This is a genomic window from Streptomyces sp. NPDC048270 (assembly GCF_040652335.1).
Lineage (GTDB): Bacteria > Actinomycetota > Actinomycetes > Streptomycetales > Streptomycetaceae > Streptomyces.
The window spans coordinates 1-16468 of the sequence record NZ_JBEZLV010000051.1; the positions used below are offsets into that span (position 1 = coordinate 1).

Genomic DNA, 16468 nt, shown 5'->3' on the forward strand with positions numbered 1-16468 from the left:
GGTCAGCGGCATGCTGATCCCCAGCAGCCGCCAGGGGCCCATCCAGCGCCGCAGGCCGACGGGACGGTTCAGGGCGAGCCCGGCCCCCATCAGGGTAGGACTCCTCCTCCGGCCCGGCGGCGCCCGACGGCACCCACAGGATCAACAGCGTTTCATGCCTGCGCGTGCCTTCCCGCGTGGCGAAGGACAGCTCGTGGACGACCAGGCGCGCCTCCTCCGACGGCAGGGCCTGGAGCAGCTCGTCGTGGGTCAGGTTGCCCTCCAGCTCCACTGCCAGCGCCTGGGGGCTGTCCGTGCGGCGCAGGATCACGGTGTTGACCTCGCGCCTGTCCCTCAGGTGTCGCAGGGCATCAGCGCCTTCTTGTGACAGGTTGGTCGGGCTGCTCACGCGGGTCTCGCTTCCATAGCGGGCCAGGACCTGAAATTCAACGACGCAGGCCCTTCCGGGATGCGACCCGTTCCCGCCTCACCATGCCCGGGTGCCGACCGGCTCCCGGATCGACGACACATCACGCCCGGTCGTACCGGGCCCGTTCCCGCGGCGCGGGACACCGCTGTCCGGACGCCGCAGCAGCAGCGCAGAGGCAGGGGCCTGATCGTGGGAAAGCTGGACGCGTTCACCGAGGTGCTCGACTATCCGATGTACGTGGTGACGGCGGCGGCCGGGGGCGAGCGGGCCGGCTGCCTGGTGGGCTTCGCCTCCCAGTGCTCGATCGACCCGCCCCGCTTCATGGTGTGGCTCTCCAAGGCCAACCGCACCTACCGGATCGCACGGCAGGCGTCCCATCTGGCGGTGCACGCGTTGCGGAAGGACCAGAAGCAGACGGCGGAGCTCTTCGGGAGCCGGACCGGCGACGACGACGTCGACAAGTTCGCGGACATCGCCTGGCGGCCTTCGGCCCACGGGACCGCGCCGCTCCTGGCTGACGCGTGCGCCTGGTTCGTCGGCCGGATCGAGGAGCTGAGCGACGGCGGGGACCACGTCGGCTTCCTGCTCTCGCCCGTCGAGCAGAGCCCGCCCGGCCCCGCGCGGCCCCCGCTGCTGCTGTTCGGCGACGTACAGGACCTCACACCGGGGCACCCGGCCTGAGCCGCCGGCCATGCGTGGCCCCGGCATTTCTGGGGAGGCGCAGGGAAAAGGGCGGCACGGACGCGCACGGAAAGGCACGGACCATGAGCGAGGCAGACATCTGGGGCTACCACCCGGACGCCGGATACCGGATGGGCATCGACCTCGTCGGCTACAAGGTCGAGGCCACCGACGGCAGCATCGGAAAGATCGACAAGCACTCGGAGGACGTCGGCACCTCCCACCTCGTCGTCGACACCGGTGGGTGGATCTTCGGCAAGCACGTACTGCTCCCGGCCGGGACGATCACGCGCATCGACGCGGCCGAGCAGAAGGTCTACGTCAACCGGAGCAAGGAGCAGATCAAGAACGCCCCCGCGTACGACGAAGCCAAGTACGGCGGCGAGGCCGGCTATCTGGAGCAGTTCGCCCGGTACTACAACCAGCCCCACATGTAGTGCCCCTGGGCGGCCGGATCCGTCCAGGGGCTGCGGGCCGGGGGCCTTCTCCCGCCGGAATCAGCAGGGGACGCGGACGTGGACCGTCTTTCCGTCCGCGCGGTGCCGGACGGCCACGTCGGAGCCGAGCTGGTTGACCAGGTTCCACCCCCACCCGCCGCCGCCCCGGTCGTCGGGCTTCCTGGGGCGCGGGTCGGCGGTGCTGAAATCGGTGACGTCTATCCCGATGCCGTCCGCGCCCAGTTCGAGGTCCAGCGAGCAGTCGCCGTCCGTGTGCCGGATCGCGTTGGTGACGAGCTCGCTGACCAGCAGCAGAGCGGTGTCCATGACGTCGGGTCGCACCGGAGCGCCGGCGTTTCGAGCCGTGTCGAACAGGCCGCGAGCGGCCTTGCGGGAATCAGCGGCTGCCGTCGGCCGGTGGAGCTCGAGGTGCCGCTGGAGGTGGAGAGTCATCGCCGACCTCCCTCCGTGTGGGCGACACCGCTGCTTCCTCCGAATGCTGCGGATGCCCACTCGGGCGCCACCCATGCCTGAACGGCGCCGAAAAGCCCGGGTTTCCCGCCTTCGCCGTTCCGCCCCGCTCCCCCGGGGAGGCGCACGTGCGTGCCGTCGCACCGGGCGGGGCCGCGGGTCACGGGCGGCGCCAGCCGTCGTGGTCCATGTGCGAACCCGCCATGGGCCCCATCCGCAGCATTCCTCCGTCGACCGCCCAGGACGCCCCGGTCACGTACGAGGCGTCCGGGCCCGCGAGGAAGGCGACCACGGCCGCCACCTCGCGCGCGTCGCCGGGGCGGCCGGCCGGGATGCCCGGCCTCGCCTCGCCCCGGACGTCCCGGTTCTCCTGGCCGGTCATGGGTGTGGCGATCTCCCCCGGGGCGACGGCGTTGACGGTGATGCCGTGCTCGGCCAGTTCGAGGGCCATCACCTGGGTCAGCAGGCCCAGGCCGCCCTTGGCCGCGCAGTACGGCGCGGCGCCCACCCGCGGCTGGTGTTCGTGCACCGAGGTGATGTTGACGATCCGGCCGCCACGGCCCTGTCGGATCATCCGGCGGGCGGCCCGCTGGCCGCAGAGCAGCGGGCCGACCAGGTCGACGTCGAGGACTTCCCGTACGGTGTCGAGTTCGAGGTCGACGAAGGGCGTGGCCGTACCGGTCCCGGCGTTGTTGACGAGGACGTCGATGCCCCCGAGCTCGTCGGCCAGCGTGTCGATGACGTCCGCGGCGGCCGGCAGGCGGGTGAGGTCGAGTCCGGCCACGACCGCACGGCGGCCGCAGGCCCGTACCTCCTCCGCGGTCTCCTGCGCTCCCCGCTCGTCGCGGTGCCAGGTGATGCCGATGTCGGCGCCCGCTTCCGCGAGCCGGACGGCGACGGCCCGTCCGATCCCCGAATCCGAGCCGGTCACCACGGCGGACCTGGGGGCGAAGCCAAAGGGCGTGATCATGGTCGGAACCTCCACGGGTCGGCCGTCCGGGGCTCACGGCGCGGTGGCCTCGGCGGTGAGGAGCTCGGTGACGGCAGGAAGGCCGCCCTCGGCGAACGCACGGCGCTGGCGGTCGGCGGGGGTGCCCCGGCGCAGCAGACGGTGCACGAGCGAGTTCACCTCGCGGAGGTCGCCGGACTCCTCCAGGGCGGGGCCGATGTGCCGCAGGAGCATGCACAGCGCGTCCCCACTGCTCCGGGGCCGCCCGTCCGGGTCCAGCAGCGTGCTGCTCAGCCCGTGCCGGGCCGCGTGCCACGTGGCGGCCTGCAGGATCTCGGGCTGCCAGTGGACCGGGGCCACTCCCGCCTGCTCGTCGGCGATCGCGGTGGTGACCAGGGCGCGGACGATGCCGGCCAGCATGACGGCCTCGTCCGCGTCGAGCTGCACGTCGCAGCAGCGCACCTCGACGGTCGGGTAGGTCTCCGAGAGCCTCGCCTGCCAGTACAGCTGGCCCCGGTCGGCTATCACCCCCGATGCCAGCAGCGCCTCGGCCCGGGCCTCGTAGTCCGCGAGTCCCGCGAAGCGGGGTACCGGCCCGCTCACCGGCCAGCGGCCGAAGATGATCGTGCGCCAGCTGGCGAACCCGGTGGCCCTGCCGTCCCACAGGGGAGAGTTCGCGGACATGGCCAGCAGCGTCGGGAGCCAGATGCGCAGGCGGTTGAGGACCGCCACCCCGGTCTCCCGGTCGGGAATGCCGACATGGACGTGCATACCGCAGATCAGTTGCTCGTCGACCAGCTGCCGGGCCTCACCCCGCATCCGCAGGTACCTCGGTCTGCCGGTGACGGGGACGGGTTCGACGTCCCGCAGGGGTGCGGCGCCCGAGGCCGCGATGCGGCAGCCGTTGGCCTGGGCCGCGGAGGCGACGGCGTGGCGCAGCCGCAGGAGGTGGCCCCCGACCTCGTCGAGGGCCTCGCACACCGGGGTGGCGACCTCGATCTGCGCCTGGAGGAGCTCGTCCTGGACCTCCCGCGCGTCGGCGAGGGGGGCCGCGCCCAGACCGGCCGTGGCCCGCACTTCCTCCACGAGCGGCGCGGGGAGCAGCGTCACCGGGTCGACCAGCAGATACTCTTCCTCGACCCCAACAGTGATCATGCCGAGCGGCTACCCCGATCCGCCTTGATCACCCGCGGGGAACGCCCTGCCGTGACGGTGTCCGGGGACAGGTTTCCCGGTCGCCCCGGCCGATGGGGCGCGGTGGTGTTTTGTCCCGCTCCGCGGGGGCATGCGCAGGGCCGGACCGTGGCCCACGGGACGGCCCGGGAAGCCGTACTCCACCGACCCAGGAGTCGCCATGAAGGCCCTGACCTGGCACGGCAAGCGCGACGTACGCGTCGACAGTGTGCCCGACCCCGCGATCAAGGACCCCGCGGACGTGATCGTGAAGATCACCACCACCGGCCTGTGCGGCTCCGACCTGCACCTGTACGAGCTCTTCGGTCCGTTCCTCGACGTCGGGGACATCCTCGGCCACGAGCCCATGGGCATCGTGGAGGAGGTCGGCCCCGAGGTCACCCGGGTCAAGCCCGGCGACCGCGTCGTCGTCCCGTTCAACATCTCCTGCGGCACCTGCCACATGTGCGGGACGGGCCTGTACTCCCAGTGCGAGACCACTCAGGTCCACGAGTACGGCAGCGGCGCCGCCCTCTTCGGCTACACCAAGCTCTACGGGCAGGTCCCCGGCGGCCAGGCCGAATACCTCCGGGTGCCGTTCGGCAACACCCTTCCCATCCCCGTGCCGGGTGACGGACCCGACGACCGGTTCGTCTACCTCTCCGACGTCCTGCCCACGGCCTGGCAGGCCGTGGAGTACGCCGCGATCCCGCCCGGCGGCACCGTCGCCGTACTCGGCCTGGGGCCCATCGGAGACATGGCCGCCCGCATCGCCGCACACCGCGGGGCGGGCCTCGTCATCGGCGTCGACCTCGTTCCCGACCGGCTGCGCCGTGCCGCCGCACGCGGCGTGCACACCCTCGACCTGCACCTGTACGGATCCGACCTCCCCGACGCCGTGCGGGCGCTGACCGGCGGACGCGGCCCGGACTCCGTCATCGATGCCGTCGGCATGGAAGCCCACGGTGCGCCCGTGGCCAAGGGCGCCCAGCACCTGACCACCATGCTGCCGGACGCCTTGGCCGCCAGGATGATGCAGCGCTTCGGCGTGGACCGCCTCTCCGCCCTCCACCTGGCCATCGACCTCGTACGCCGGGGCGGCACGATCTCCCTCGTGGGCGTGTACGGCGGCATGGCCGATCCGATGCCGCTGCTGACCATGTTCGACAAGCAGATCCAGCTGCGGATGGGCCAGGCCAACGTGTGGCGCTGGGTCGACGACCTGCTGCCGCTGCTCACGGACGGCGACCCGCTCGGCGTGGAGGACTTCGCCACCCACCGGCTGCCCCTCGCCGAGGCGCCCCGGGCCTACGAGATGTTCCAGAAGAAGCAGGACGGCGCGGTCAAGGTGCTCTTCGCCCCCTGACGCCGCCACCCCCTTCGCACCCCCGGCCGGCCGGGGCGGGCGGCTACGCTGGTCACAGGAACCCGCGGGGAGGCTGGCGTGGCGCCCCACCACCGATATCACCTGGACCAGGACGGACACTCGATCACCGTCCTGAGCGATGTCCGGCGCCGGCTCACGGAACTGCTGGTCGACGGCAAGACCGTCGCGTCGGTCCGCACGCCCCGCCGTGCGGCCGCCGTCCTGCGGGGCGAGCTCCCCACCGACCCCCCGCAGCCCTTCCTCGTCCGTGTGGGCCACCCCGACGAGCCGGACGACGTACCCCTGTGCGCGCTGGAGGCGGAGGGCATGCGCTACCTCATGCCGAGCGTTCCCCTCACGCCGCAGGAGGAGCGGCCGGCCGAGCGCACGCCGCCGGCCCGCACACCGGGCGAACTCCTCACCCGGTGGAGGATCCGATGGCGGAACCGGAACTGATGAGCGCGTCCCACTGGTCACGGGTCGGGCCTTCGTACTCCGGGGTGAAGGCGGGGCGGGCTGCCAGCCAGGCGGTGACGTGCCGGCCCACCTCTTCGGTGCCGTAGGCCTCCTGCGCGGGCCGCAGGAGGTGGCGCACCTGGGCCCGGGCCCGCATGACGACGGGGTCGTCGAAGGCACAGGCACCCACGGCGGCGGCCCGCCGGTCCACGGGGGGTGCGTTCTCGGCGAGCCGTTGCTCGTTGGCTCGGTCGGCCGTCACCTGTGCCTCGAACCAGGGGCGCAGGGTCCGCGCCGTCCAGGCGTGGTATCCGGCGGGGTCCGCGGCGATCTCGTCGGCGTGGGCGGCGAGGTACTGGGCGCAGAGCAGGCCGAAGGACACGCCGTGACCCGAGGTGGGGTTGGTGTGGATGAGGCTGTCCCCGGCGTTGACCAGGCCCGTGACGATGGGTCCGTCGTCGTCGGCGAGGGCGGTCCAGCGGTTGTCCAGCCCGGCCATGGCCAGGACGGCGGACTGCGGTTCGGGGGCCAGGTCGAGCCAGGCGGCGGTGGCGGGGAAGCGGCGGGCGACGGCCTCGAACACGGCGGGGTCGGTGAGCGCGCCCCGGGTCGGATCTCCCGTGGAGAGGACCAGGTTCACCGCGAAGGTGTCGTTGTCGGAGAGGAAGATGCTGGCGAAGGCGAACGGCACGACCGAGGTGGTCTTCACCCGCCCGGGGTCCCGGGGCCCGTCGGCCCGCAGGCGGTACCAGCGGCACAGGTAGGCGATCCCGGCGCGGTGGCTGTCGACCAGCGGCGGCCGGCAGCCGGCCGTGGTCAGCCAGGCGGGCACCGGCGAGCGACGGCCCGACGCGTCGACGACGAGGTCCGCCCGGTGCGTCCGGTCGCCCACCCGCACGCCGGTGACCCGGCCGGGGCGGCCTCCTGCGAGGGCGAGGGCGCTCACCGGGCGGCCCCGCCGCACCTCGACGGTGCGTTCCCGCCGCACCGCCGCGGCCAGTGCGGCCTCCAGCACGATGCGGCGGGCGCGCAGGATCACCAGGTCCTCGTCGCCGACCCGGTAGGGCGGATGTTCGTCGAACCAGTCGAACTCGTGGTACTCCCGGGCGCCGCGGGCCAGCACGTCCGCGTAGACGTCGGGGGTTTCGGCGCGCAGCACCGTGCGCACGGGTGCGAGGAGAGTGTGGGGCTGGACGGCCTGCGGGACGCGGGGCCTGTGCCAATGGAAGAAGTCGCGGTCCGGGTCGTCACCGGCCTCCCGCACGTCCCGCTCGAACAACGTGACCCGGTGGCCCCGTCGACCGAGCATGAGTGCCGTCCCCAGCCCGCTGATTCCCCCGCCGATCACCGCAACCCGCGCCACTGAGCTCCCCCTCGTGTCGTGTTGCGGATCGAGCCTACCGGGTGGCGGGTTACGGCTTTCCGGGCGGGTGCGCGGTGGTTGCCGCTGCCCGGCGGTGCCTGAGGTTGACGGCCGAAGCCTTGGCCAGGGCCAGGGGGTTCAGGAAGCGCAGCGGGCCGATCAGGCGGGAGGCGAACAGGTGCATGTGCCGCGCCATCGCCGCGTCGCGCGCCGCCGCCGAGAACACCAGCCGTTCCACGGGGTTGAACGGGCGGGACGTGGCGAAGTCGGCGGCCAGGTACTGGTGGCCGCGCAGCCGGCGCCGGTGTGTGCGTGCGTAGGCCGCGAGCGACCGTTCGAGGTCGCCCCGGCCGGTCGCGGCCGGGGCCACGGCCTGCGCCAGCCATTGCGCGGACTGCAGGGCCCATCCGCATCCCACTCCCCACAGGGGGTCGCCGGTCAGGGCGGCGTCTCCGATGAGCGCGACGCCCGGTGCGGTCGGTTTGCGGCTGTGGAGCGGGTAGTTGACCGTGCCGATGAGCTTCGTCGTGCGTTCGGCGGAGTCGATGGGCGGCGCCTCGGGCAGGGCGCGGACGAACGCGAGGAAGCTGCCCTCCAGGTCTTCACGGAAGGCCGGCAGCCGCTTCTTGTCCGGGAGCACCGCGAGGACCGTCACCCCGTCGTCGTTGGGGAAGGCGTACGCCATGTCGGGTTCGAGGAACCAGGCGTGGGCGATCCCGTCGCGCAGCGGGAGGTTGCGGAAGTGCGCGAGATAGCCGAACCGCGCGTTCTCGTGCAGCCGGGCGGGCAGCCCGGCGAATTTCGCCACGGCCGAGTCCTTGCCGTCGGCGCCGACCACGAGTCGGGCCCGGATCTCGCGCTCGCCCCGCGGGGTCGACGCGCGCACCCCCAGGGTTCGCCCGGATTCCCTTACCAGGCCGGTCACTTGGTGGCCCAGGAGCAAATCGACCCCCGGGGTCCGGGCCGCACGGGACCTGATCAGCGGGTCCAGGGTGCTGCGCCGGATGTTGTACCCGTACGGCAGCTCGGGGCCCCCCGGCGCGGCTCTCGGCTCGATCCACCCCCAACGGGTGTACCAGCGGGCGTGGTTGGGGACGGCTCCGGCCTTCTCCAGAGCGGGGACGAGGCCGAGCTCCGCCAGCACCGGGTAGGCGCTGGCGGTGAGGGAGTGGGTGCACAGCACCTTGTACGCCTCGGGGTCCGCGCGGCGTTCCAGGAGTGCGACGCGGACACCGCGTCGAGCGAGCAGGATCGCCGCGGCGCTGCCGGCGAGGCCGGCTCCGCTGATGACGACGTCGTAGTCGTGTCCCGCGCTCTCGGGCTGGGTCATGTACGGATCGCTCCCTTCGGGGTGGTGCCGTTCGTGGGAGTGCGCATGCCCTTCCATTCCTGTCAGGCACATGACCAAGTGTAGGGATCCGTACGCCGGGTGACGCATGGTCAGGCCGGGGCGGGCCTTCCCCTCACGGCCTCGGCCGGCTCACTCCGCCGGCCGGCCCCGGTCGGAGCGGCGGCGCAGACGGCCGCGCAGGCCGCCGGTCCGGCGGCTGCGGGTGTGGTGGTCCAGCTCCTCCAGCAGGCGCTGGGAGCGCTTGTCCACGCCCAGCTCGTCGAGGACCCGGTCGATCTCCGCGAGCAGTGCGCCCCGCAGCTGCCACTGGGCCGCGTCCTCTCCGACATCGGCGAGCAGCAGTTCCGCGAGCCGGTCGCGGTTGGCGCGGGCCACCGCCAGCTCCCCCGTCAGCCGGGCTTCGGCCTCTTCCGCGTTGGCACTGACCTGCGCGGTGATCAGCTGGGCGAAGCTCGTGACGGCGACGGCCGTGTGGGTGAGCACCTGCCGCAGCGCGAGGGTGGTCTCGGTCGGGAAGAGCGGACCGTCGGGGCGCGCCTTGGCCAGGTCCGTCAGGGTCCTGGAGGCCACGCGCAGCACCACCGCGCAGATCTCCAGGGTGTCCAGACCCGTCCGGAGCACGAGCCGGAAGAGCAGGCCCTCCTTGACCCTCGGGTTGAGGCGCAGGCTGTCCTCGGCCTGCCGGAGGGACGCGTCGACCTGCGCGATGTCGTTGTCGAGCCGCCGGGCCTCGTGCAGCCGGGCCGCTGCCTGCTCCACCTTGCCGGTTCCGAGGGACTCCTCGCCGAGGTGGGTCAGGAGCCGGCTCATGCGCGCGGCGAGGTCGGTGATCGCGGCCCCGGCCGGGCCGACCCAGACGGGCGGCGCGACGAGCAGGTTGATCAGGAGCCCGACCGCCGCGCCGATCAGCGTCTCCAGGACCCGGTCCCAGGCCGTGTCCGTGACCTGGGTGACGCCGAGGACGAGCATCGCGCTGATCGCGACCTCGGGGACGAACTCGTCGACCCTGACCAGGTGGCCCACCACGAGGGAGGCCAGGATGAGCAGGCCGAGGCTCCACCAGGTGAGGCCCACCAGTGCGCTGAAGCCGATCGCGATCAGGACGCCGACGACGACGGAGTTCACCCGCCGGATGCCGGTGGTCAGCGTCGAGTAGAGGGTGACCTGGACGACGAGCAGGGCGGTCAGCGGTGCGGTCAGCGGGTTCGGCTCGCTGCTGAGGCGGAGCGCGACGACGTAGCTGATGACGGCCGCCGCGGTGGACCGCAAGGCCTGCACGGCGACGGGCTCCCGGCGGCGGTGCGCGATACGGGCGGCTAGGGCAGTGATCATTTGCGGCATGCCTGCCCGCATTCCCCAGGCGGAGCCGCGTGACGCGGTGCGGACCGTATTGACACCCCGGCGGCGCCGTCCCGCGCACTCGGGGGAAGCGCGTTCGCCCTGGAGGAGACCGCCGCCGCCCGTCTCGGCACGGCCCGGCGCGGGGCAGGTTTGGAATCCCGAGAAGCGCGCAGAAGCGAGCTGACACCAGACCTCACAGGACAGGGCAGGAGACGCATCATGGGCATCATCGCTTGGATCCTCATCGGGCTGCTCGCCGGCTTCATCGCCAAGGCACTCATGCCGGGCAAGGACCCGGGCGGGATCATCATCACCATGCTCATCGGCATCGCAGGCGGCCTGCTCGGCGGCTGGCTGGGCAAGGTCATCTTCGGCGTCGACTCCATCGACGGATTCTTCGACCTGTCCACCTGGATCGCGGCCATCGTCGGCTCCGTCATCCTCCTGGCCCTCTACCGTCTCGTCACCGGGAACCGGCGTTCCCACCGGCACGCCTGACCGCGGTCGGCGGGCCCGCGGGCCACGGCGAACGGCTCCCCCTCATGGCGAGGGCGGGGCCGTTCGTCTTCTGCGACCGCCCGGCCGGTCAGGGGCCGTCGAAACCGAGGGCCCGCGCCAGGACCGCCTCCTGCTCCCCCACTTCGCCCCGGTCCGCGGCGATGACCGCGTACCGCCATGAGCGGCCGTCCGCGGGCGCGTCCCCGTAGAGCACCACGCCCTCCCCGCGTGCCGGGTCGAAGGCGACGCCGTGTGCACGCAGCCGGCCCACGGCTTCCTCGAAGCCGAGCGGACGGGCGGTCCGCCCCTTCGACGCCGCCCACGCGGGCCGGGGGGATCCGGACGCCGCCGTCAGCCGGGTGACCATCGCGTGGGGCGTGGTGGTCGCGGTCCGGCGGACGTTGCTCTCACTGGCGTACGCCACGCCGTCCGCGGTGACGAGCGCGTCCAGGCCGAAGGGGCCGAGGTAGCCGTGCCCGGCCAGGTGGCGGCCCAGCCCCGTCCCCCATTCCTCCAGCTCGCCGGCCACGTGCGCGCAGGAGGGCGGCAGGGGGGACGCGTACCCCGTGAAGGATCCCCGTTCCACGCGCATCGCCCCGCTGAACAGGACGCGCGTGCCGGAAGCGGTGTTCTCCATCTGGATGCTCACCGACTCCGCCACCGGCAGGCACTCCTCCACCACCCACAGGCCGTCCGGGCCGCCGACGGACTCCAGCGCCAGTTCCGCTCCCGGCCCGCCCGCCTCCTTCCGCGAGAGGAAGCGCAGACCGTGTCCGCCCGCGGAGCGGTCGGGTTTGACCACCACGCGCTCGTGCTGCCGAAGGAGCCGGGCCACGGCTTGCGCCACCTCCGGGCGCCGGCACACCCGCCCCTCCGGCAACCGCATGCCGACCTGCGCGGCGGCGTGGCGGAAGCCCGCCTTCGTGTTCAGCAGCATCGTGGTCGGCAGGGCGGCCACGGCCTCCTCGACGCTCGCGTAGGGGTGCACGGTGATGCCGAGGTCCCGGGCGAACGCGAGGGCGGACGCGTCCATGGCCGTGGGCAGCAGGGCGGTCCCCGGCCGGCCCGCGTGGGCGCGCACCTCCCCGAGGAGCCCGGCCCGGCGGACCGCCTCCGCGAGGGGGACGGAGCCCGCGGGCGGTACCTCGATGACCGCGGCCCGCTCGATCGGCACTCCGGTCAGGCCGCTCACGTACCGCCGGAACTCCCCGCTCAGCGGTACCGGGCTCACCAGTACGTCCCCGGCCCTCAGCAGCCAGGCCTTCCGCGGCGCCTGGAGTGCCCACTGCGCCAGCGCCTGGCCTTCGTCGAGATCCACCGCCAGGTCCGACAGGAAGTTGGCGAAGACGACCCACGGAGCTGCGTCCGGCTCGTTCACGGCGGTTCCCCTCTCCTCCCCCTCATCCTCACGGTGCCTCCCTACGGTGCCCTGTTCGGGCCGGCGGCGCACGGCCGGGGCCGCGCCGGGCCCGTCCCCCGTCCGAGCGGCGTGAGATGCGGGCGGTTGCGGGTACGCGCACCATGGCCTTGAAGTCATGTCCGTCGATGAAGGGTTTCGTCATGCCCCGAGGTTCAAGTCCCAAGCGGGAACGGCAGTACGAGCACGTCAAGGAGTCGGGCGAGAAGCGCGGCATGTCCGAAGGCCGCGCGAAGGAGATGGCCTCCCGCACGGTGAACAAGGAACGTGCCCGGTCGGGAGAGAGCAAGACCGCCAGCCGTAGCTCCACACAGGGCAAGTCGGCCTCACAGCGGGGCGGGCAGAAGTCCGGCAGCGGGGGCGGCGGCTCGTCCGAACGCACCAAGGACGAGCTGTACCAGGAGGCGAAGAAGCGCGGTGTCGAGGGCCGCTCGACCATGACCAAGCAGCAGCTCAAGAACGCCCTCGGCCACTGACCGCGCGGCGGAGCCGAGCGGCCGCCGGCTCGGCCCCGCCCTTTGGACGGGTTCCGTTCTCGGGTTCCGTTCTCGGGTTCCGTTCTCGGGTTCCGTACTCGGGTTCCGTACTCTGGGGGCATGCGTATGCGCCCCACTCTCAGCTGGACGCCTACCGGGGATCCACGGCCCGCGAGCACCGATCCCGGGCCGGTCGCCGATGCGCTGAGGGCCGGGGGCGTGCTGGTGCTCAGCGGGGCGGGCCTGTCCACCGAGTCGGGGATCCCCGACTACCGGGGCGAGGGCGGGAGCCTGCGCCGGCACACGCCCATGACCTACCAGGAGTTCACCTCCAGCGCGCGGGGCCGGCGCCGGTACTGGGCGCGCAGCCACCTCGGCTGGCGGACCTTCGGCCGGGCCCTGCCCAATGCCGGGCACCGGGCCGTGGCCGCCTTCGGGCGGCACGGGCTGCTCTCCGGGGTGATCACCCAGAACGTCGACGGGCTGCACCAGGCCGCCGGCAGTGACGGCGTGGTAGAGCTGCACGGAGGCCTGGACCGGGTCGTGTGCCTGTCCTGCGGCGCCTCCCTCCCGCGCCGCGAACTCGCCCGGCGGCTCGAGGAGGCCAACGCGGGCTTCGCACCGGTGGCCGCCGGACTGAACCCGGACGGGGACGCCGACCTCACCGACGAACAGGTACGGGATTTCCGCGTGGTGCCCTGCTCAGGGTGTGGCGGCATCCTCAAACCGGACGTGGTGTTCTTCGGCGAAGCCGTGCCGCCGCAGCGGGTCGAGCGCTGTCGCGCGCTGGTCGCGGAGGCGACCTCGCTGCTGGTCCTGGGCTCGTCGCTGACCGTGATGTCGGGGCTTCGGTTCGTCCGTCAGGCGGCCCGGGAGGGGAAGCCCGTACTGATCGTCAACCGGGACACGACCCGCGGCGACCAGCACGCCGTGACCCGGGTCGCGCTCCCCCTGGGGGCCGCCCTCACCACCCTGGCCGACCGGCTGGACGTCCCCGTCGACGGCCGCACGGCGCCCTGACGCGGCCCGGGAACCCGGGGGCCCCGACCCACGCCCGCGCGGCGGCCCGTGCAGGCGCCGCGCGGGCCGGGTCGGCCCGGGTCAGTCCTCCCCGTGCTCCAGGCGGGCCGCTTCCACGAGAGTGGCCAGCACGTCCACGGCGCTGCCGTCGTGATCGCTGCCCGCGGTCCCGCTCCCGCTCTGGAGGTTGGCGGTCCGGTCGACTTCGAGCACGGAGTCGGCGTGCGAATTGTCGATGACGGTGATCAGGCTTCCGCTCGCGGCAGCCGGCGCCGTACCGCCCGCGAGGACGGCGACCGCCAGACAGGCGGCGGCACGCAGGCGCGCGCCGGTCACACGCCCACGCTCTCGCGCGCTCCCGGCACCGGGTGGTGGCGCGTGATGTTCTTGGCCAGTAGCTGGGTGGACTCCCCGACACCGACCTCGTCGCTGCCGTCCGCCGCGGGCAGCCGCCCGTCGGCGAGCCTCAGCTCGGCCAGTGCGGTGTCCATGGCCTTGTGCGCGGCGAAGAGGCACGGAGTGCTGTAGATGGCCACGTCGACGCCGAGGTCGGTCAGCTCGCCGAGGGACAGGCGGGGCGACTTGCCTCCGGCGATCTGGTTGAACAGCAGCGGCTTGCCGCCGACCGCCTCGCGGATCCGCTCGATCCACTCCACGCTGCGCACGCCGTCGACCAGTACGACGTCGGCGTCCGTCGCCGCCAGCGCCTGCGCCCGGTGGATGATGTCGGCCTCCTCCGTCGCGTCGGTGCGCGCGACGACCACCAGGTCTTTTCGGGTGGCCAGCACCATGTCCAGCTTCTCCAGGTACTCCCCCAGCGGCAGCACCTGCTTGCCGTCCGCGTGCCCGCAGCGCCTCGGGCGCTTCTGGTCCTCGAGGATGACGCCGGAGGCGCCCATCCGCTCCAGGCCCTCCACGACGTGACAGGCCACCTCGGGGTCGACGTAGCCGTCGTCGATGTCGACGAGGAGGTGGTGGCGGGGGAAGGCACCGCGCAGGCGCTGGACGAAGGCCACCATGTCGGGCCAGGCGATGAATCCGATGTCCGGCAGCCCGTAGTAGGAGGCGGCGAAGCCGAATCCGGACACGAACATCCCGTCGTAGTGCTGGGCCGCCACCGAGGCGGAGTACATGTCGTACACCCCGATCAGGGGGGTGGTGCCCGGCTTCGCGATCTGTTCCCGCAGCTTGTTGCCGTAAGTCATCGTTCGGTTCCTCCGAGGGGCGCGTTGGCACAGGGAAGGGCGGGGGCCAGTTCGACACGACGGCCCTTTACGCGATGTGGATCTTCCCTTGGTGAAGTGCAGACCCTTCACTTGTGAAGCCTTTACTCACCCCAACGGCGTAGCCCGTTCACCACAGAAACGTCACTCGTCGCCCGACTGACCGACAGCGACAACCCCCCGGCCCGGGCCGCCCGGCGGCTGTGCGCCGGCGCCGTCCGGCCGTACGGTGCGCATCCGGCCGTACGCGTACACGCAGCCCGCCAGGGCCAGGTCGGACAGGAGCATGAAGCCGATCGAGTAGGAGTCCTTGGCGCTGTACACGGCGCCCATGACCAGGGGCGGCACGAAACCGCCCAGGCCTCCCACCGCACCGACGATGCCGGTGACGCTGCCCACCTGGGCCTGCGGTGTCACCTGCGCCACCAGGGCGAAGACGCTGCCGCTCGCCGTCCCGAGCCCCGCCGCGATGCACAGGAAGCAGATGGTCCCGACGGGGTCCAGAGCGGGGTCGAACGCCTGGACGACGGCGAGGAGCGCGACGAAGCCGAGGGCCGCCGCCGTGACCAGGGCCGGGTGGACGCGGTCGGCCAGCCAGCCGCCGAAGGGGCGGGCGATGACGGTCAGGAGGGCGAATCCGGCCGCCTTGGTGCCCGCATCGGTCGGCGAGAGCCCGTACCAGGTCTTCAGGTACGTCGGCAGGTACACCCCGAAGGCGACGATGCCGCCGAAGCCGATCGCGTACAGCGCCGACAGCTCCCAGGTCACCCGCAGCCGGCCCGCGCGGCCGAGCCGGGCGGTCAGCGAATCGCTCGGCACCGGGCGGCCGGGCCGGTCCCGGAGCAGCAGGGCGGCGAGCGCGGCGTACACGGCGAGGGCGGCGGCCACCACGAGGAAGGGAAGGGTCTCGCCGTGGGCGGCGATCCGCGGGGTGAAGTAGCCCGAGAGCGCCACCCCGCCCATGCCCATGCCGAAGACTCCGAGCGCGAAGCCGCGCCGGGCGGGCGGGAACCAGGAGTTGACCAGCGGGACGCCGATGGCGAAGGTGGTTCCCGCGAGGCCGAGCACGAAGCCGACGGCCAGCGTCGCGGCGTACGAGTGGCGCGCGGGGATCAGCAGCAGCACCGGCACGATGGTGAGCGCGGAGACCAGCGGGAACATCAGGCGCGCGCCGTAGCGGTCGGTGAGCGCGCCCACCGGGACACGGCCCACGGAACCGACGATCACGGGCACCGCGACCAGCAGCGACTGCTGGACCGAGCTCAGCCCGAGCCGGTCCCGGTAGTCGCTGCCCAGCGGCGCGATCAGGTCCCAGGCCCAGAAGGTGAGCACGAACCCGACCGTGGCCACGAACAGATTGCGGTAGGCGGCGGGCGAAGGCTTCTCGGTGGCTGCCACGGCACCACGCTACGAACCCCCGGCCGGCCCGGCGCGACGGGCTGAGCTGTTCGGCTCAACACGACCGGCTGAGCCGTTCGGCTCGGCGCGACGGGCACCGCCCGTGGCGGCGCCGAGGGCTGCCCGCCGGTCGCGCCGAGGGATGCGGACCAGCGCCGCCGGCGCCGGGCTCCTCCCCGCGGGCTGCGCTAACGCGGCTCCCCGGCACGGTCCCGCCTCGCGTTGGAGCGCGCGCCTCCGCCTCCAGGGGGGTGCAGGCCCTTCCAGCCAGACGCAAATACTGGCGCACAGTGCCGGGATGGCCGGAAATACTTGCCCAATTTGGTGACAAGCGCACTGATGTTTCATCATCGTGACTGCGCGTCACCTTTTGGCGTGCGTCGAGGAGGCGGGGGCGCCGGGGGGTCCCCCGTGCACACCGGTCGAGCCCGCAGGCGAG

The 16468-nt window shown here is 72.9% G+C and carries 17 protein-coding genes and 1 pseudogene; 7 read left to right on the forward strand and 11 right to left on the reverse strand.

The genetic code is table 11. The features are described from left to right. Nucleotides 1-175: 175 nt before the first annotated feature. Nucleotides 176-388: pseudogene (locus AB0D66_RS30180) on the reverse strand (hypothetical protein); the annotation flags it as partial. A gap of 210 nt (nt 389-598) precedes the next feature. On the opposite strand from AB0D66_RS30180, the gene AB0D66_RS30185 reads away from it, so the two are divergent. Further along, on the forward strand, nt 599-1090 hold the full coding sequence (locus AB0D66_RS30185; protein ID WP_362310335.1) for a flavin reductase family protein: 492 nt from the start codon (nt 599-601) through the stop codon (nt 1088-1090). A gap of 83 nt (nt 1091-1173) precedes the next feature. Beyond that, nucleotides 1174-1527, forward strand: coding sequence for a PRC-barrel domain-containing protein (locus AB0D66_RS30190; RefSeq protein ID WP_362310337.1), 354 nt, complete (start codon nt 1174-1176; stop codon nt 1525-1527). Nucleotides 1528-1587: 60 nt separating this feature from the next. On the opposite strand, the gene AB0D66_RS30195 is transcribed toward AB0D66_RS30190, so the two are convergent. From AB0D66_RS30195 to AB0D66_RS30205, 3 genes are all read right to left on the reverse strand, one after another. Further along, nucleotides 1588-1980 carry an ATP-binding protein gene (locus tag AB0D66_RS30195; RefSeq protein ID WP_362310339.1) on the reverse strand — a complete coding sequence of 131 codons (393 nt, stop codon included), beginning with the start codon at nt 1978-1980 and terminating at the stop codon, nt 1588-1590. Nucleotides 1981-2158: 178 nt separating this feature from the next. Then, on the reverse strand, nt 2159-2968 hold the full coding sequence (locus AB0D66_RS30200) for an SDR family oxidoreductase (protein ID WP_362310341.1): 810 nt from the start codon (nt 2966-2968) through the stop codon (nt 2159-2161). 33 nt (nt 2969-3001) lie between these two features. Continuing rightward, complete coding sequence (locus AB0D66_RS30205) at nt 3002-4102, reverse strand: glutamate--cysteine ligase (protein ID WP_362310343.1); 1101 nt, start codon at nt 4100-4102, stop codon at nt 3002-3004. 199 nt (nt 4103-4301) lie between these two features. Here AB0D66_RS30205 and AB0D66_RS30210 point away from each other — a divergent pair, with 199 nt between their 5' ends. Together AB0D66_RS30210 and AB0D66_RS30215 are read left to right on the forward strand one after the other, a co-directional pair. Next, complete coding sequence (locus AB0D66_RS30210; RefSeq protein ID WP_362310345.1) at nt 4302-5486, forward strand: zinc-dependent alcohol dehydrogenase; 1185 nt, start codon at nt 4302-4304, stop codon at nt 5484-5486. 78 nt (nt 5487-5564) lie between these two features. Continuing rightward, on the forward strand, nt 5565-5942 hold the full coding sequence (locus AB0D66_RS30215; RefSeq protein ID WP_362310347.1) for a hypothetical protein: 378 nt from the start codon (nt 5565-5567) through the stop codon (nt 5940-5942). Here the strand turns inward: AB0D66_RS30215 and AB0D66_RS30220 are convergent. From AB0D66_RS30220 to AB0D66_RS30230, 3 genes are all read right to left on the reverse strand, one after another. Further along, nucleotides 5905-7305 (reverse strand): FAD-dependent oxidoreductase, encoded by a 1401-nt coding sequence (locus AB0D66_RS30220; RefSeq protein ID WP_362310349.1) that lies wholly within the window; start codon nt 7303-7305, stop codon nt 5905-5907. The genes AB0D66_RS30215 and AB0D66_RS30220 overlap by 38 nt on opposite strands. Nucleotides 7306-7354: 49 nt before the next feature. Further along, nucleotides 7355-8635 carry an NAD(P)/FAD-dependent oxidoreductase gene (locus tag AB0D66_RS30225; protein ID WP_362310351.1) on the reverse strand — a complete coding sequence of 427 codons (1281 nt, stop codon included), beginning with the start codon at nt 8633-8635 and terminating at the stop codon, nt 7355-7357. A gap of 150 nt (nt 8636-8785) precedes the next feature. Continuing rightward, nucleotides 8786-9997 (reverse strand): aromatic acid exporter family protein, encoded by a 1212-nt coding sequence (locus AB0D66_RS30230; protein WP_362310353.1) that lies wholly within the window; start codon nt 9995-9997, stop codon nt 8786-8788. Nucleotides 9998-10216: 219 nt separating this feature from the next. On the opposite strand from AB0D66_RS30230, the gene AB0D66_RS30235 reads away from it, so the two are divergent. Beyond that, on the forward strand, nt 10217-10495 hold the full coding sequence (locus AB0D66_RS30235) for a GlsB/YeaQ/YmgE family stress response membrane protein (protein WP_361767142.1): 279 nt from the start codon (nt 10217-10219) through the stop codon (nt 10493-10495). 88 nt (nt 10496-10583) lie between these two features. Here the strand turns inward: AB0D66_RS30235 and AB0D66_RS30240 are convergent, their stop codons facing one another. Further along, nucleotides 10584-11873, reverse strand: a complete 1290-nt coding sequence (locus AB0D66_RS30240) for a peptide ligase PGM1-related protein (RefSeq protein ID WP_362310356.1) — start codon at nt 11871-11873, stop codon at nt 10584-10586. Between the two features lie 182 nt (nt 11874-12055). Between AB0D66_RS30240 and AB0D66_RS30245 the strand changes: the two genes are divergently transcribed. Together AB0D66_RS30245 and AB0D66_RS30250 are read left to right on the forward strand one after the other, a co-directional pair. Next, complete coding sequence (locus AB0D66_RS30245) at nt 12056-12388, forward strand: plasmid stabilization protein (RefSeq protein WP_362310358.1); 333 nt, start codon at nt 12056-12058, stop codon at nt 12386-12388. Between the two features lie 120 nt (nt 12389-12508). Continuing rightward, the gene (locus tag AB0D66_RS30250) at nt 12509-13408 is read left to right on the forward strand and encodes an NAD-dependent protein deacetylase (protein WP_362310360.1); all 900 of its coding nucleotides are present in this window, start codon (nt 12509-12511) and stop codon (nt 13406-13408) included. Nucleotides 13409-13489: 81 nt separating this feature from the next. On the opposite strand, the gene AB0D66_RS30255 is transcribed toward AB0D66_RS30250, so the two are convergent. The 3 genes from AB0D66_RS30255 to AB0D66_RS30265 form a co-directional block, all read right to left on the reverse strand. Further along, entirely contained in the window at nt 13490-13744 is a 255-nt protein-coding gene (locus AB0D66_RS30255) for a hypothetical protein (RefSeq protein WP_362310361.1), read from the reverse strand. Beyond that, the gene (locus tag AB0D66_RS30260) at nt 13741-14613 is read right to left on the reverse strand and encodes an isocitrate lyase/PEP mutase family protein (RefSeq protein ID WP_362310363.1); all 873 of its coding nucleotides are present in this window, start codon (nt 14611-14613) and stop codon (nt 13741-13743) included. The genes AB0D66_RS30255 and AB0D66_RS30260 overlap by 4 nt, the downstream gene beginning before the upstream one ends. 162 nt (nt 14614-14775) lie before the next feature. Further along, the gene (locus AB0D66_RS30265) at nt 14776-16029 is read right to left on the reverse strand and encodes an MFS transporter (protein WP_362310365.1); all 1254 of its coding nucleotides are present in this window, start codon (nt 16027-16029) and stop codon (nt 14776-14778) included. Between the last annotated feature and the right edge of the window lie 439 nt (nt 16030-16468).

Excerpts from the sequence above, each read along its gene's own strand:
- AB0D66_RS30190 (WP_362310337.1), top strand. The coding sequence starts at position 1,174 with ATGAGCGAGGCAGACATCTGGGGCTACCACCCGGACGCCGGATACCGG.
- AB0D66_RS30195 (WP_362310339.1), bottom strand. The coding sequence starts at position 1,980 with ATGACTCTCCACCTCCAGCGGCACCTCGAGCTCCACCGGCCGACGGCA.
- AB0D66_RS30200 (WP_362310341.1), bottom strand. The coding sequence starts at position 2,968 with ATGATCACGCCCTTTGGCTTCGCCCCCAGGTCCGCCGTGGTGACCGGC.
- AB0D66_RS30205 (WP_362310343.1), bottom strand. The coding sequence starts at position 4,102 with ATGATCACTGTTGGGGTCGAGGAAGAGTATCTGCTGGTCGACCCGGTG.
- AB0D66_RS30210 (WP_362310345.1), top strand. The coding sequence starts at position 4,302 with ATGAAGGCCCTGACCTGGCACGGCAAGCGCGACGTACGCGTCGACAGT.
- AB0D66_RS30225 (WP_362310351.1), bottom strand. The coding sequence starts at position 8,635 with ATGACCCAGCCCGAGAGCGCGGGACACGACTACGACGTCGTCATCAGC.
- AB0D66_RS30230 (WP_362310353.1), bottom strand. The coding sequence starts at position 9,997 with ATGCCGCAAATGATCACTGCCCTAGCCGCCCGTATCGCGCACCGCCGC.
- AB0D66_RS30235 (WP_361767142.1), top strand. The coding sequence starts at position 10,217 with ATGGGCATCATCGCTTGGATCCTCATCGGGCTGCTCGCCGGCTTCATC.
- AB0D66_RS30245 (WP_362310358.1), top strand. The coding sequence starts at position 12,056 with ATGCCCCGAGGTTCAAGTCCCAAGCGGGAACGGCAGTACGAGCACGTC.
- AB0D66_RS30250 (WP_362310360.1), top strand. The coding sequence starts at position 12,509 with ATGCGTATGCGCCCCACTCTCAGCTGGACGCCTACCGGGGATCCACGG.
- AB0D66_RS30260 (WP_362310363.1), bottom strand. The coding sequence starts at position 14,613 with ATGACTTACGGCAACAAGCTGCGGGAACAGATCGCGAAGCCGGGCACC.